The 16,618-nt window shown below is 38.0% G+C and carries 12 protein-coding genes; 9 read left to right on the top strand and 3 right to left on the bottom strand.

What is annotated here, in order from left to right:
- Positions 1-12 precede the first annotated feature (12 nt).
- Positions 13-1,875: a T9SS type A sorting domain-containing protein gene (locus tag NXS00_RS03825; protein ID WP_258097788.1), complete on the top strand. Its 1,863-nt coding sequence runs from the start codon at positions 13-15 to the stop codon at positions 1,873-1,875.
- A 145-nt stretch (positions 1,876-2,020) separates the two neighbouring features.
- On the opposite strand, the gene NXS00_RS03820 is transcribed toward NXS00_RS03825, so the two are convergent.
- A complete protein-coding gene (locus NXS00_RS03820) occupies positions 2,021-2,665 on the bottom strand; it encodes a DUF6503 family protein (RefSeq protein WP_258097787.1) in 645 nt (214 codons plus the stop codon).
- A 53-nt stretch (positions 2,666-2,718) separates the two neighbouring features.
- On the opposite strand from NXS00_RS03820, the gene NXS00_RS03815 reads away from it, so the two are divergent.
- On the top strand, positions 2,719-3,378 hold the full coding sequence (locus NXS00_RS03815; protein WP_258097786.1) for a TetR/AcrR family transcriptional regulator: 660 nt from the start codon (positions 2,719-2,721) through the stop codon (positions 3,376-3,378).
- Here NXS00_RS03815 and NXS00_RS03810 read toward each other — a convergent pair.
- Positions 3,375-5,495: a prolyl oligopeptidase family serine peptidase gene (locus tag NXS00_RS03810; protein ID WP_258097785.1), complete on the bottom strand. Its 2,121-nt coding sequence runs from the start codon at positions 5,493-5,495 to the stop codon at positions 3,375-3,377. The genes NXS00_RS03815 and NXS00_RS03810 overlap by 4 nt on opposite strands.
- A gap of 65 nt (positions 5,496-5,560) precedes the next feature.
- Here NXS00_RS03810 and NXS00_RS03805 point away from each other — a divergent pair, with 65 nt between their 5' ends.
- From NXS00_RS03805 to NXS00_RS03775, 7 genes are all read left to right on the top strand, one after another.
- Positions 5,561-6,868, top strand: coding sequence for an ABC1 kinase family protein (locus NXS00_RS03805; RefSeq protein ID WP_258097784.1), 1,308 nt, complete (start codon positions 5,561-5,563; stop codon positions 6,866-6,868).
- 571 nt (positions 6,869-7,439) lie between these two features.
- Positions 7,440-8,672, top strand: a complete 1,233-nt coding sequence (locus NXS00_RS03800) for a parallel beta-helix domain-containing protein (RefSeq protein WP_258097783.1) — start codon at positions 7,440-7,442, stop codon at positions 8,670-8,672.
- Positions 8,669-9,754 (top strand): SO2930 family diheme c-type cytochrome, encoded by a 1,086-nt coding sequence (locus tag NXS00_RS03795; protein ID WP_258097782.1) that lies wholly within the window; start codon positions 8,669-8,671, stop codon positions 9,752-9,754. The genes NXS00_RS03800 and NXS00_RS03795 overlap by 4 nt, the downstream gene beginning before the upstream one ends.
- Before the next feature lie 94 nt (positions 9,755-9,848).
- A complete protein-coding gene (locus NXS00_RS03790; protein WP_258097781.1) occupies positions 9,849-10,406 on the top strand; it encodes a YeeE/YedE family protein in 558 nt (185 codons plus the stop codon).
- Complete coding sequence (locus tag NXS00_RS03785) at positions 10,403-10,819, top strand: DUF6691 family protein (RefSeq protein ID WP_258097780.1); 417 nt, start codon at positions 10,403-10,405, stop codon at positions 10,817-10,819. The genes NXS00_RS03790 and NXS00_RS03785 overlap by 4 nt, the downstream gene beginning before the upstream one ends.
- Before the next feature lie 51 nt (positions 10,820-10,870).
- Complete coding sequence (locus NXS00_RS03780; protein ID WP_258097779.1) at positions 10,871-11,800, top strand: SDR family oxidoreductase; 930 nt, start codon at positions 10,871-10,873, stop codon at positions 11,798-11,800.
- Between the two features lie 60 nt (positions 11,801-11,860).
- Positions 11,861-12,616, top strand: coding sequence for a hypothetical protein (locus NXS00_RS03775; protein ID WP_258097778.1), 756 nt, complete (start codon positions 11,861-11,863; stop codon positions 12,614-12,616).
- An 18-nt stretch (positions 12,617-12,634) separates the two neighbouring features.
- Here the strand turns inward: NXS00_RS03775 and NXS00_RS03770 are convergent, their stop codons facing one another.
- Complete coding sequence (locus NXS00_RS03770; protein WP_258097777.1) at positions 12,635-16,294, bottom strand: chemotaxis protein CheB; 3,660 nt, start codon at positions 16,292-16,294, stop codon at positions 12,635-12,637.
- Between the last annotated feature and the right edge of the window lie 324 nt (positions 16,295-16,618).

Here is a 16,618-nt window from a genome sequence, read left to right as displayed (position 1 = left end):
TTAAATCAGAAAATGATGAAAAGATTATTAATCATATTGTTTAGCATAGGTATTATTCATTTGACTTCAGGTCAGCTGAGTAATACAGCGTATGTGGGTAGTGCTGGAGGAGGAGTTTCTTCTGGTGGCAACTTCACCTCAATAAGCGTGGCAGGAGATCCTGTGGGTACAACCGACCTGGGAAACGGAGTTGATCTGGCAACTTACCCAGGATTCATTCCTGGTAAAATGATCATCCTCTCTTTCGGTCTTGAAAAGGATTCCGCCGTTTTAGCGGTTTTGTATCAAGCTTTGGGAGGTGATGATTGGGTTGATAACACTGGATGGCTGCAAAATTCGGATATTGAAGAGTGGGCAGGTATTACTTTGGATAACCAACGAGTTGTAGGTATTAGCCTTCCGGGTAATAATCTCCAAAACAATGTTCCAGACATTATTTTGAATTTGAATAAGCTGGATAGTGTCAATTTCTCAGACAATCAACTTAGAAAATTGCCCAAGATGTCTAGTATGCCGGCATTGAAAAAGTTGAATGTGGCTGAAAATCGTTTAGGTTTTGAAAGTTTGATTAATAATAAGTCCGTGGAAGAATTCGATTATTCTCCTCAAAAGAGGATCGGATTTACAAGAAATGATACAGTCAGAGCGGATAGTGCTTTCGTATTAACGGCGGCTATTTCAGGTGCCGGGAATAAATATCAATGGGTTTTTGATGATCTGGCGGAGCCGGAAGTTGCTGTTGCCATAGAAGGAGCAACAACAAATGAATTGGCCATTGATAGCTTGAATTATGAGAATATGGGTTCTTATCGACTAACGGCGACCAATGATTCATTGCCAGGTTTGGTGCTTGAGTCCAGAAATCAGAATATTTGGGCATCTACTGATGTGCAGGGAACCGTATTTGCTGATGCATCTGGTACACTACTCACGGATGGTCAGGTTGAGATCTATAGGATATTTGACGGGCCTTTTGAGAAATCAGATAGTGCACAATTGGACTCAAATGGGTTTTACAAGATTGAAGATGTGGTGCTTGGAGACTTCATTCTTTTAGTTAAGCAAGATCAGACTGATTTTCCTGATGTCATTCAGACGTATTATGTGAGTACTGATGATTGGGAAGTAGCTGATACATTATTCCTGAGGCAAGCTGCAAGTGATATTGATATCGAAATGATATTCAAACCTGATGAGCTTCCTCCCCTTACCAATGGAGCTACATTTAATGGAAATGTGGGTGTAGATATTGAGAACAACACTGATGAAGAAAGTGGTAGCAGAATTGAAGCACGGCGTAAAGTGAAGCGAGCAGCTTGTTCTGTACGAAGATTCGTTCCAAAGGGTAGAACTGGTCAAGATGAAGAAGGGGAATTCGAACTTTATGCTTATGTGGAATCAGATGATGATGGAAACTTTAGATTTACAGATATCGAAGACGGTAGATACCGTCTAAATATCCAGTATCCCGGAGTGCCAATGGATGAGGATTCAGATATTGAGATAGTTGTAGGTGGTGATGAAGAAAGTCAGGTTTTTGAGATCACAGCTACCATTACTGAAGATGGAATAGTGGTGGAAACTCGAAAAGTGTTGTGGACCGCTAAGCCTTTCTTGAAGAATGTGAGATTGTATCCAAACCCTACTGATGGTGTGATGCTAGCAGAATTTGAAGTATATAGAAAAATAGATGATCTTTTTGCGATTGTACGTGACATGAAAGGAAGTGTGTTGATTAGGCAGGAGGTTGATCCTTCACTTGGCTATCAAGATGTTGAAATCGACTTAACTTCTTATGAGTCAGGGATGTATTTTCTGGAATTCAGTGACAGTTCTGGTGCATTCAGACAACAAACGAAGATTAGTAAGAAATAATCAAAAAGTGGTGAGTAGAAAAATACCATTTTTAGGGTATTGATGTCTAAAACTCGATACTCTATCTTAGTATCATAATTCACAGAATACTTCTGTATCTGTTCACCGCTGGTTAAGAGCCTTCACTTTAAAGGGAAGGCTTTTTTTATTTTATCCATTCTAGTTTATCTGTGGCAAGGTATTGCCTGTCAGGTAAAGTGTACCAGGTTCTTGTTTTAGGGATTTTTATTCCTTCAAATTCGACTAAATCCTTTAAGGTGATCACCTCTCCACCTTCCTTGTAGTTAAAGTAAAACTGATAACCTACTAGCTCATATGTGGATTGTTCAAAGAAGAATGTCCAGTTTTCACGCTCATAGTTGACGCGTACTCCATAGACATGATGACCATTCCAATCGCTTAGTTCCTGAATATCTTCTAGTACTGGAGTATTTGGGTCTGTTAGCTTCATAGGTAGCCCCCATAGATATAAATAATAGTTTCTGATGGTTTGTATTCTATCACAACCTGCCTCTCCAGCAAGGTTAAAACAAGAGTCTAACAACATGCCGTGTGATATGCTATCACGCTCAAAAATGAATTTCCCCAATGTATTGTCAATACTGAATTGAGTATTTCTATCACCGGACTCTCTTTCTTCTACGAGGCTTAAGGTTGCTTTGAAGGTTTGCCAATGCTTATGAGGATCATGAAAAGCAATTGATCGGTTAATTATATCTTTTGATGATGCAATTTGTGAGTGAACACTGTTAAAAACAAGTGTAGTAAGGAGCCAGATTAAATATTTCATTTTTTTTAGTTAGTTGTGCCAACCTTTTTGTGAATCAATAGGTTACCAGAAATATGGTAAAAGCTACGACTAATAAACGGAAAAAAACAATCAGCGCTGACCAATTTAAACAGGCCTATATAGAGGAAGTGCTGACTACAGGTACTAACCCTGCTTCAGTATTCGCTTTTGCGAAGGCATTAAAAAGTAACGAACAGGAGTTTTATCAATACTTCAATTCTTTCAGGGCTATTGAAAGAAGTATATGGGCGGATTGGTTATCCAACACCGTAGAAGGGATCGAATCAGATGAAGCATATGCTGAATACTCGGTACGAGAGAAGTTGTTGGCGTTTTACTACACGTGGTTAGAGACGCTTAAGTCTAACCGTAGCTTTGTTTTGAAAAGGTTTGAAGAAACTCCTAAGACTGATGCCACACCTTATTTTCTGGAACAACTTAAAGGTGTTTTTGAAGAGTACATTCATGAACTCATTCTAGAGGGTAAAGATACGACTGAGATCCAAGAGCGACCGTTTACGAATCAATACACCAAGGCGTTCTGGTTGCATTTTCTGTTTATTACGCGTTTTTGGGCTAATGATGATAGTCATGAATTCGAGAAAACTGATGCGGCAATAGAAAAGTCTGTGAATCTGGCTTTTGACCTAGTGGGTAAAGGGCCATTGGATTCTATCATTGACTTTGCAAAATTTATGTTCCAACAGCGCTAATCGTTCAAAAGAAATTCATCGAGAAAAGACACTTTCATTGCTTCAAATTCCAGTCGTTCTACCATGGATTGACTTCCGTAGCTGCCAACATCTGAATTGGTGAAGAGAATAACTGGATTTTGCTGTGATGGGTTGTTTTGCAATGATGCAGCAAATTTGTAGGAATGCATTGGTGAAATTCTATGATCGAAAAATGTGGCAGTAAATAGCACAGGAGGGTAGTTAACTCTTGGGTCTAATCGATGATATGGGGAGTAATCAGCTAAATTGTAGAATTCTTCCTCATTAGTCACACTCCCGAATTCATTGACAATAGATGAGCCCAGTATGTTGTTTTCGTATCTCAGCATATCTGACAGTCCATCATTTAACATTACAGCTCCAAATAACTCAGGTTTTTGAATCATAGCTGAAGCAGCAAGTAATCCTCCATGAGAATAGCCTACAATTCCTAGTTTTTTGGGTTTAGTATAACCTTCTTTGATCAAAAATTCACCTGCACTGATGTAGTCATCAATAGCATTTTGTTTATTGAGTTTCTTCCCTGCATACCACCAGTCATGACCAAGCTCTCCTCCTCCACGTGTATAAGCGTAAGCGTAAGCACCACCATTTTCTATAAAGTAGATCACATTTGGATCGTAATTGGAGGTGTTGATGGCTCCAAAGCCACCATAGGCTTCTAAGAGCATAGGAGTGCTCCCGTCTTGTTTCAATTCATTTTTATAAACGATAAATATCGGAATGGTGGTGCCATCCTTGGAGGTAAAGCTCGATTCAGTGAATTTATAACTCTTAAAATCGAAATTGACGCCTGTTTTTTCAATGACGGAATAAGTGAAATCATTCATGTTTAGCTCACACAATACCGGAGGAATGGTGAATGATTTTAGCAAGAAATACAATTTGTCAGATCCTCTTTGATAGCTTAATCTTGAAATTGATACACCTTGAGGAAGAGCTACTTCTCCAATTAGATTTCCCGAGGGATCAACAACAATTAACAACGGCATACTAAGGGACTGATAGGAAATGGCAATATGATTATTACCCAGTGTTTCAGTTCCCGTAATTACTGCATCCTTAAAGCTTTTACTGATAATTTTAAGGTCTTTTGGGTTGTTGGGATCAATACTTATTAATTTGATTTGATCACTTATTACCGCTTTTAATATTAGTCTGTTCTCAAGATAATCTACAAAGCCAAAGGAGTAATTGACCTTGTATACTATTGGTTTATATCCAGAATATTCTGAATTTGGCTTCCAGAAGAGGTAGCTATACTGATCATTGACTTTGTTTTTTATTTCTAGTAGGAATATGTCCTCTTTTATCGTGCTGAACAGGCGTATTTCATCATCAATATTGTTGGTTTTGAATACTAGAGAGTCTTCTTTTTGACTGGTGTTAATTCGGTGGTAGTAAATAGCTGGGGAGCTTTTGGCATTGGTTGCACTATCAATTTTTGATTTTTGATAAAAGAATCCGTTTTTATACCAATTTATCTGGTTGAATTGGGTTTGATAGAGTGTCTCATTTGGGCTTTGAATACCAGAGGTGTTTTTCAGTCTTATTTCACCCCATGGTTTGCCATTAACAGCATATTGATAGGCTAATATTTCATCATTTTGTGAAGGTTCAAAGCTGATGATTTCTGCTTGTTTGTTTTCGCTTTTCTTGAACAAATACCTGCTGTCTACAAGCATTTTGAAATCGTTATAAGATTTGGATCGGAAAAATATCGAAGGTCCACTGAAATAATCGGTGTAGAACAATTTGAAATTGGACTCTCTTTCACGATCAATATTGAACTTTCCAATATTTGCCCGACTTCTATCTCGAGCCATGTACTTGTTCATTTCGTTGACAGAGTTATGCTTGTTAGAAAGTTTCTTCAGGTATTTTTCAGCTACATGATTTTGACTCTCCACCCAAACCCGTACTTCAGGAGAGTAAATGTTTTCAAGCCATTGGTAGTTGTCATAGACATTCACGCCGTGGTAAGTGTTCAGCACTTCTCGTTCTATCGTTGGGGGATAGGATAGCTCTTGTGATATGGCCTGTGTAGTATTGATAATCAGTATGAAGAGAAAAATGGCTGGAAGTGTGTTTTTCATGATCTTGATAAAAAAATTCAACCTTTTTGGTGTACGGAATGTTGCAGAGACAAGATTAAGGATTTATGAAAGAGCAAGGAAAAATTCCAGTAGGTAAAGTGTCTCGTGCGGCAAAATTTGTAAAAACCGGTGCGAAGGTTGGTGGAAATTATTTAAAACACTACGGTCGAAAGCTGACAGATCCCAAAGCAGGAAGGGAACAGCTGGATAAAGAAAACGCGGAAGATATTTATGATTCGTTAAGTGAGTTGAAGGGTAGTGCTCTTAAGGTTGCACAGATGCTTGCGATGGATAAGAACTTACTGCCTACAGCATATCAGGACAAGTTTGCAATGAGTCAATATAGTGCTCCGCCATTGTCTTATCCTTTGGTGGTAAAGACCTTTCAAAATTACTTCGGAGCACCTCCAAATGCGCTGTTCGAAACCTTCACAAAAAGTGCGGTAAACGCCGCGTCAATAGGGCAGGTACATCGTGCTGAAAAGGATGGAAAAACGTTAGCTGTAAAAGTGCAATATCCTGGAGTGGCAGAGAGTGTGAAATCAGACTTGAAATTGGTGAAGCCATTTGCACTACGACTCTTTGGGTTAAACGAAAAAGAGCTAGATCAATACATGGATGAGGTGCAAAGTAAACTACTCGAAGAGACTGACTATGTGTTGGAAGTTGCCAGGTCAAAAAGGATCGGTGAGGCTTGTAAAGATATTCCTAATTTGTGCTTTCCTAACTACTATGAAGAGCTGTCTGCGGCAAGGGTAATTACGATGGATTGGGTGGATGGTAGTCACATCAGGGAGTTTCTTGAAACCAATCCTTCTCAAGAGATCAAAGATCAAATTGGGCAGGCGATGTGGGACTTTTATCACCATCAGATTCATAACTTAAAAGAGGTGCATGCAGACCCACATCCAGGTAACTTTTTAATGCGTCCTGATGGTACATTGGGGATCATAGATTTTGGATGTGTAAAGGAAATTCCAGAAGATTTTTATGAAGCATATTTCAGACTGATGAGCAGAGATCTTATTGCGGATGATGAGGCCTTGATTCCTATATTGTATCACTTAAATTTTATATATGAAGACGATTCTGAGCAAGAGAAGAAATTGTACATTTCCATTTTTAAGGAAATGACCATGTTGCTGGGGGATCCGTTTCATGGAGAGGAATTTGATTTTGCTGATGATAAGTATTTTAAGAAGATCTATGACCTTAGTGAGCGTTTGGGGAATATGAAAGAGCTTAGGAATTCGAAGCATCCAAGAGGGTCGCGCCATGGTCTTTATATTAATAGAACCTACTTTGGCTTATACCAGCTGCTGAATATGTTGGGAGCAAAAGTGATTACTACCAAACCTGATTGGCTTCGTTAAACAAGAGCTAATTCTTGCTAAAGAAGGTTCTTAAGGGTTTGTCTATATATAGGACTAGTTGAAGATGTTGTCTTTGATTAGTCCTATTTTATTTTAAGGTGACTTGTTTTGTTTAGAGGGGAATATTCTAGACTCTACCTAGTAGGTGGCGTTGATGAGAGGTGATGGGACGATGATTGCCAACCGGCCGATGTTTGCAATGAGTTATTAAATGATAAATAACGTAATAAAGTTTATGTTGCGGAGCTTCGAAAGCTCATGTTGAAAAGTTTTCCTCTGTAGTTGCACACAGTTATTGGAGGGCAGAAGTGATTGTTATGGGTTGATGGATTTTCTAGAAGTTCATCATTTTTCCAATGTAAAAAGTTGCGCTCATTTAGGTACTTTCAACAAGTGATAGAATTAATTCAAGTCTATGCTAGGGGGACTGAGAAGTAGCATAAGAGATTGTATTTTATGAGTGTTTTTCATGCATGGATTTTGGGAGTTGAAGTTTCTGTTATTTGGCTTGATGAATGGTGTGTTTTGGCTATGAAATAGGCTATTCCAAAAGTTTGATTAACTTATACGAATGAAAACTACATACCCATTTTTTATAGCTGTAATATTCGTAATGTCATGCTCATCTCCACAAGTAGAGGAGTTGGGGGTGGAATGGAAGTCTATAGAGCGAGATTTGCAATCTCAGCTCATTACAGCAGGAGATAGCGCAGTTATTGAACTGCCTGCAGGCCATTATATGTTTACACGATCACTTTCAGTGGATGGTAATAAGCATCTGATTATTAGAGGGCAAGGTGTTGATAAAACAATCCTTTCTTTTCAGAACCAGGAAGAGGGTGCTGAAGGGTTAAAAATTGCTAATGGCGTTAGCATTCTTATTGAAAATTTCACAATAGAGAATGCTAAGGGTGATAACATCAAGGTGACTGATACGGATGGAATTACGTTCAGAAATATAAAATCGCAGTGGACGGGAACACCAAAGGAAACCAATGGAGCTTATGCGTTTTACCCTGTACTATGTAAGAATGTGTTAGTGGAAAATTGCATTGCTATTGGTTCATCAGATGCAGGTATTTATGTTGGGCAATCTGATAGCGTGATTGTAAGGAATAATGAAGCGTACTACAACGTAGCCGGGATAGAAAGTGAGAACTCCAGATGGGTAGAGATCTACAATAATTATGCACATGATAATACAGGAGGAATACTGGTTTTTGATATGCCTGGATTAACTCAGACTGGCCACACCACTCGAGTGTTCAATAATAAAATGGTTAGTAACAATTACAGGAATTTTGCTCCAGAAGGCAACGTTGTAGCAACGGTTCCTCCTGGTACCGGACTTATGTTATTAGCGACTAGAAATATCGAAATTTTTGGAAATGAAATGATCAATAACAAAACGGTTGGAGTTGCAATCGCTAGTTATAAAATAGTAGAAGCTATGTCTTCAGGTGAAGAGACTCAATTGGATCAAAACATAGAAATGTCCAAAGTAGATGAGTCTTATGATCCTTATCCGACCGACATATTTGTTCACAATAATACCTATCAAAACAAACATTGGTTTCCTACACTTAAGAATGATTTTGGGTTGTTGTTCCTGGTCAAGTTTCCATTCTCAACACCAGATATTGTTTGGGACGGAATCAAGAACGAGCAAGGTGAGTTTTCTCTATGTGTGAAGGAAAGTATAGCCAGTTTTGCTAATCTAGATGCAGCTAATGATTTTGAAAACTTGAATCAAGAAGTTGATCCATTCATATGTGAGGGTAACCAGATTGAACCGATTTTATGAAGTGTAATTTAATTGTATTATTTGTAGTTTTTGGTTTGATGCTTAGTTCATGTTCCAAACAACAAAAGCCTTTAGAAATTGAAGAGGTGTCACTCGTGGGATCAGCCAAACTCGATGTTCCAGAACGTTTGTCTGAGTGGGGTTTATTTGATGAGCCTTTAGCAAAATTGATTCCTAAAAAGGGTGTAATTCCGTATGAATTAAACACACCTCTATTTACTGATTATTCACTAAAGAAAAGGTTTATAAAATTACCAGAAAACACCTCGGCTACATATGTTGCAAATGAGGTATTTGATTTTCCTGAAGGCACCATTTTGATAAAGAATTTTTACTATCAAAAAGACCTGAGTAAGGATGAAAGTGAAAGTCAAATTATTGAAACCAGATTGCTCATAAATGAAGGAAAAAGTTGGAACGCCTGGACCTATGTTTGGAACGAAGATCAGTCAGACGCTGACCTTGAAATAGCCGGAAGAAACGTCCCGGTATCATGGACGAATGAGGAAGGAGTAATCAAGAATGTCAACTACTCCGTGCCTAATTTAGTGCAGTGTAAAAGTTGTCATGAGCTGTCTGGAACGATGACTCCAATTGGTCCATCAGCTCGTCAATTGAATGGTGATTTACATTATGAAAATGGCATTAAAAATCAACTCACTTTTTGGTCTGAAAACGGTATGTTGGATTCACTTCCTTCACTACCTACTGTTCAGAAACTGGCAAGATGGGATGATCCGAATTCCGGGACCTTAGATGATCGTGCTCGTGCCTGGTTGGAGATCAATTGTGCACATTGTCACAGGCCGGAAGGGCCTGCAAAAAATACAGGTCTTCATCTTCAAGCAAGTGTTACCGACTATTACAGATTAGGTGTTAATAAACCGCCGATTGCTGCTGGTCGAGGCTCCGGAGGAATGAAGTATAGTATAGTTGCAGGTAAGCCTGATGAGTCAATTTTGCTGTATCGTATCTCCTCTCTTGATCCAGGGGTGATGATGCCAGAGTTGGGTCGTAAAATGATCCACGAGGAAGGTGTTGAGTTGATTCGTAAATGGATAGCTGAAATGTCAGATAAGTAGCTGTAGTGACATATATTTTATTATTTCTGCTAAATATTGATCCTTTCTTCTGGTATCAGTGTTATAATCGCCAAATAACTGATAAAAGATAAGAATGGATTTTATTACTCAGCCATGGCCCTGGTATGTGGGTGGGCCATTGATTACACTGGTGATGATCACCATGTTTTTCTTCGGCAAGACTTTTGGAATTTCTTCCACACTAAAAACCATTTGCACTATTGGAGGAGCAGGCAAAGTCAGTGACTTTTTCCGATTTGACTGGCAAAGTGCGGTTTGGAACTTGTTCTTTGTAGTAGGCTGTATTATTGGCGGGTTTATAGCGGCTAATTATTTGTCTCCAGATCACGCAGTGGCATTAAATCCTAAAACGGTGGAGTCTCTTCAATCGCTGGGAATTCAAAATCCAGGTGCCGAGTATTTACCAGAAGCTATTTTTAACTGGGATAATCTACTAACATCTCAAGGAATCATATTTATGATTTTGGGAGGTGTGTTGGTTGGCTTTGGAACAAGATACGCTGATGGTTGTACATCAGGCCATGCAATAACGGGATTGAGTAACCTTCAGTGGCCTTCACTAATTGCTGTCATTGGCTTTTTTATTGGTGGTTTGGTAATGACCCATTTAATCCTCCCTCACATTCTATGAATAAGATAAAATTTCTATTTACAGGCATTGTGTTTGGTGTGGTTCTTACGAAAGCTGAAGTGGTATCGTGGTATAGAATATATGAAATGTTTCGATTTGAATCTTTTCATATGTATGGTGTGATAGGCTCTGCAGTAGTCCTGGGCATCTTTTGCATCCAAGCTATCAAAAGGTTCAAACTAAAGGATTTTAGTGGTCGTCCGATCGTCATACCTCCTAAACAAAGAAAGTTCTGGCCACCTTTATTGGGAGGAACGATTTTCGGGCTTGGATGGGCATTGATAGGTGCATGTCCTGGACCTATATACATCATTATGGGTAATGGTTTTTTGGTCTTCATTGTTGTTTTTCTATCTGCATTGTTGGGAACGTTCTTATATGGACTCGTGATGAATAAGCTTCCTCAGAAGTAGCTTCCATGTCATTCTTTTTTGGTTAACTTTCAGTATTAATCCAAAATAGATATGACATATACACAAGGCATGCTGAGGGAAGATGCTCTCAAGGGAAAAACGATCATAGTTACAGGTGGTGGTACAGGATTGGGAAAATCCATGGGTACGTACTTTTCAGAGCTGGGAGCTAATCTGGTTATTACCAGTAGAAAATTGGATGTGCTGGAGGGTACGGCAAAAGAGATTTCAGATCAAACTGGAAATCCCGTTTTGGCTCTTGCTTGCGATGTGAGAGAATATGATCAGGTAGAGCAAGTAATCAAGGATACCAAAGCCAACTTTGGAAAGATTGATGTTTTGCTCAATAATGCGGCAGGTAACTTCATTAGCCCCACTGAGAGGTTATCACATAGAGCATTTGATACAGTTGTGGATATTGTGCTCAAAGGCTCTTACAACTTCACATTAGCGGTTGGTAAGGACTGGATAGCAGAGAAGCACCCTGGCAATATTTTGAGTATCGTTACCACATATGCCTGGACAGGTTCCGGCTATGTAGTTCCATCAGCTTGCGCTAAGGCTGGCGTTTTGGCTATGACAAGATCTCTTGCTGTTGAATGGGCTAAATATGGAATTCGATCGAATGCTATTGCTCCTGGACCATTCCCAACAAAAGGTGCATGGGATAGATTGCTGCCGGGTGATTTACAAAAGAAGTTTGATCCCGCTATTAAAGTGCCAGTTGGAAGGGTAGGAGATCATCAGGAATTGGCCAATTTGGCAGCTTATCTGGTTTCAGATTTTTCCGCTTATGTCAATGGCGAAGTGATTACTATAGATGGTGGAGAATGGCTGAAAGGTGCTGGAGAAATGAATCAGCTAGATCAGGTTCCTGAGGAGCTTTGGGATGCTATGGAGATGTCACGTAAGGGAGGATCCAAACTCAAAATGATGATGGCTTATTTCAATGGAATGCGTAAGTTGAAGTTTAGAAAATAGCTACTTCATAATTGTTTATGCCAACTTCACATTGAGCAATAATTTGATTATTTTATCAAAATGAAAAAGTGGGGTTGGCTTATTTTGATTGTTTTTTCACTACCAGCTTGTCGGGATGAGGATTTAAGTCCAGACCAATGTATTCTAGAGTCCATCCATTTGGATGATTACAATCGCCTGGAGTTTTTAACCCTTTCAGGGGGAAGGATTTATCAAATCAAGCAACAATTAGAAGTTGATGGAGATATAGATCTGGTTTCCTCTTTTCAGTTTACTTATTTCAATGATTCCGTAGTGGTATTGGATCAGTTGAATCCGGGTAAGTTTCCTTACATGCGTGTCCAAATGGAAAATGAACAACCTATTAAAATCATTAGGCATTTTCCTACAGAAGATGTGCTCCTTTTTCACGATCTCATGTATTATGATGACCGGGTTGAGGTGAAGATGTCTAGATTGGCAAGTACAGGGGATTTAGCTGATTTGGCGTTTGGCGTTTATTATTTTAATGAAAACAATAACATAGGAAGAGTAGAAAAGTTTAGATCAGATTTTGAAGGGTCGTTTTATAAATATGAAGAGCGCTTCTTTCAATATGATCAAGGGATTAGTCCACTCAAGAACATGTTGATTCCTTTCTTTATTCAGGTAGCCTTGCCAGATGCTGAGTTTTTCTCGTGCAATAATATCACCGTAGACCAACGAATTGATGCTAGAGATAATTACAGCTATCGATACAGTGAATCAGGTCATACAGTGGCTCAAATAGCTTCTGATGGGAGCCAGGTATCGTTCTCCTATTTGAATTGTGATTGAAAGCTTAAACAGGATGTTTTATTCTAAGTTTTTCAAATCAATAAACGATCCGATAAACGATTTAACAGTCCCATCTTCATTAAACTCCAAAGGTGAATCCACACTAAAACATTTGACCCAGTTGCCATCTTTATGTTTGAACTGATAACTTATGGAATCTTCCTTTTTTTCAGAAATGATGATATCCATGTGTTTTTTTACCGCCTCCTGATCATCGGGATGAAATAGATTGAAGAAGGTAACAGCATCCATCTTATTGATTTCATCCATAGTCCAGCCAAGGATTTCAGAATACCTGTTGTTCATGTACGTATTTGCTCCTTCTTTCAAATCGTAAATGTAAATTCCTGAAGTTGCATTTTCCGTGATACTTACACTGAAATCTTTTTCCTCTTCCAGTTTAAGATATGCTTCTCGTTCGGAAGTAATATCTCTACTGACTCCCAGCACGGTGGATATATTTCCAGAGTTATCTCGCTTAAATGTTTGGCCAACATTTTCTATCCACTTTAATCTTTGCGTTTTTGGGTCTTCGTACCTGAATATTTGATGATACTTACTGACTTTACCATCAATTAATGCATTGATTTCATCCCAGACTTTTTTGCGGTCATCAGCAAATATGTATTGATCAAAGCTTTCTGTAACATCTTCTGTATTCAGGTTATAAATGGTTCTCCAATGATCGTTGCTATCTGTTACCTTATTGCTTTTTACATCCCACTCCCATATAGCTGTATCCGTTAAATCAATCGCAAGGTTTAATCTTTCAATGGTTTTACGTAATATTTCTTTGCCGTGCAGTAGCTCGGTAATGTCTTCAAAAGTGGCTGCACATTCACCTTTTTTAGGTCGGAAAGATCTAACAATGTAATGTTTGTTGATTGATGGAGAGTAGTATCTCATGTTGTAAGGAATACCACTTTTACTGGACTTATCCAGAATTTTAATAATGGTTTTAACTTCTGGATCTCGAAGAGTTGTTGATAATTTATTACCAATCACTTCTATAGATGTTTTTCCTATTTGCGTTTCAAACTCTGGATTGATGGAAATGAGTTTAAGGTCAGCTGGTTTGCCATCGGTGTCCGAAATGATTTCGCCATGAATCACTCCAACACTAATGTTTTTAAAGAGGTTAGCATATTTATCTTCCATCAGACGTAGTTCTTCACGAGTGCTCATGAGTTCGGTTACATCTACCAGTGTAATTACCACCCCGTCAATGGTATCGTAATGATTGAAAAAAGGATTAATTCTTAATAGGAAACTGGACTCATCTTTATCAGTAATTTGCTTTTCAAACGGACGTTTTGTTTCTAAACATCTTTCGGATTCTCCAATGATAATCTGTGAAATGGTATGGCTAAAGTTGAAACTAAAACTTGAAATGGATCGACCGATATCCGATGGTTCCAGTGCAAGATTTCTTTTCAAAGAATTAGTGAACTTCTTGATTTTTAATTCTTTATCAAGGAAAAGCGTGGCAATATCAGTAGCATTGATGAGGTTGTTGATTACATCATTGACATCTGCCAGTTCCTTGTTTTTCTCTTGTAGTTCAGTATTAACAGTGAACAGTTCTTCATTTACCGATTGTAATTCTTCATTGGTACTTTGAAGTTCTTCATTGGACGCCATAAGTTCTTCATTGGCAGATTGGAGTTCTTCATTGGCTGTTTCTAGTTCCTCGATAACATTTCGTAATTCTTCATTTTTTATCCGTAACTCATACTCCAGGTCTTCAATTCTCTGTGCTGCTGTGTCACTCAAATTGATGTTTTGAATTTCAATAGCTTCCTCGGTGATTTCACGGTCTTCCCCATACGCGATGATATAAATATCCCGATCTACGCCAAATTGATTGGTTAATTCGAAAGTAAGATTAGTTACAATTTCTGATCCCCGAGTCTGGATCAAAACATCCTTAATCAGTATAGGCTTTTGTTCCGTTTTTGCCCTGCGAACCCCATTTCGGATAACTGAGGCTAAGGAAGGTTCTACCAATTGAATGATGTTTTGCTGAAAAAGCCCTTCTCTTGGACTTAATTTTTCACCTACATTCCCTTTAAGGAATAGAATATTAAAATCTTTGTCTATGAATATGAGTGAAGGGCTGTATTTATCACTAATGTATTTATAGTACTGTATCTCTGATTCCCTCTTTGGTACTATTGGATATTCTTTGATGCCTTTGTATTTGAATATGGTGTCTGGTTTTATTTCAGTACTAAGGTCTGCTGGTCTGTTATGAGTATTTGAAATATTTTTAAAAATCTTCCATTTACTACTTAGTACTTCTAAATCATTTTCATACTTCCCTACAGATTCACTATTACCTAAGAATAAGAAACCATCTTTATTTAGAGAGAACAAGATATGGCCAATTACTTTACGTTGTGCTTCATTTTCCAAGTAGATCAACAAATTTCGACAACAGATTAGGTCCATTCGTATGAAAGGAGGGTCCTTTAAAATGTTGTGAGATGAGAAGACTATTTTGTCTCTGATATGTTTAACTATCTGTATTTGATCACCTGTTTTGATAAAATATTTCTTAAGCGATTGTTCATCAATTTCTTCGGAAGAATTGATATGAAATAGACCTTGATTCGCCCTTTGCAGATTGGCTTCATTGATGTCAGTTGCGAAAATTTTGAATTGTAAATCAATGTTATGTGAGGTGATATATTCATCAATAATTATCGCAATCGAATAAGCTTCTTCTCCTGTACTGCATCCAGGGATCCACACTCTGATAGGGTTTATATGACTTTCAGGGTTGCATAGAAAAGGCAGAACATCACTTTTTAAGAAATCAAAAGCTTCTTTGTCTCTGAAAAAACTGGTAACCCCAATTAAAAAATCTTGATAAAGGAATTTTTTCTCATTTTCACTAGTCTCAAGTATAGATAAGTATTCATTTAATGTGTCTACATTATTAACATTTAGCCGTTTCTCTAATCGTCGATGAAGCGTGTTGTCCTTATACTGTTTTAGGTCCAGACCACTATATTTCTGAATTTCCATAAGGATTTTTGAGAATATTTCATCGTAGGAAATTGAAGCATCTGGAGAGGAGAGTAAAGAATTTAGCTCTGTAGAAGAATACTTACTCACGGCTTCACCAATTTTTGAAGCTGGCAAAATAAAATCGATCAGTCTTGTTGCAATGGAGGCATTTGGCATTCCATCAAACTGGGCGGTATCTGGTGATTGCACAAAAAGCAACCCTCCAGCTTCTTTGATGGATTTGATGCCACGGGAGCCATCTGATCCTGTTCCGGATAAAATGATTCCGATGGAATTTTCCTTAAATTCTTCACCTAACGTGTGGAAAAATATATCAATGGGAAGATTGACATTACTTTTAGGCCCTTTGTCAAGTAAATATAATGTGTCTCCTTTAATGTGAAGGTTTCGAGTGCTTTGATTAAGGTAAATGCAGTTTGGAAGTATTTTTTGTTTGTCCTCTGTTGTGAAAATTGGCATTTCAGTATGCTTCGCCAATAATTCGGGCATCAAACTTTTGAAATCAGGGGAGAGGTGCTGAATGATGACAAAGGCATTATCTGTATTTGGAGGAATATTGTCAAAGAGATGCTGTATGGCATCTAATCCTCCAGCGGAAGCTCCTATTCCTATAACCTTGCGAATTTTTGATTGCGGCTTTTTCATTCAATCTTCGGTCAACTCTGTTTGCACATTCTTTCGATTCATTGAAATTACTAAAGATCAGCCTTAATACTCTTATTTAAGGTTATTGATTCTCAAATATTCAATGAGATGAGTAAGAGTACTTTGAAATTTTCAATTCACTAAGTTATCATGCTTGCACTCTATAACTTCTAAGTAAAATGCTTAATTATCTCATTATTTCGAGAATAATGCCGGTAACAAGATCAGTAGCCAAGTAGGTATTATTCTGATATGAAATTGAGTAAAATGCGTATGTTATGAATCAGATATGATGTGCATATTTACTAAATGAACAATCTGATA

This window comes from Marinoscillum pacificum (assembly GCF_024714495.1).
GTDB lineage: Bacteria > Bacteroidota > Bacteroidia > Cytophagales > Cyclobacteriaceae > Marinoscillum > Marinoscillum pacificum.
This window is presented reverse-complemented; position numbering and strand designations above follow the sequence as displayed.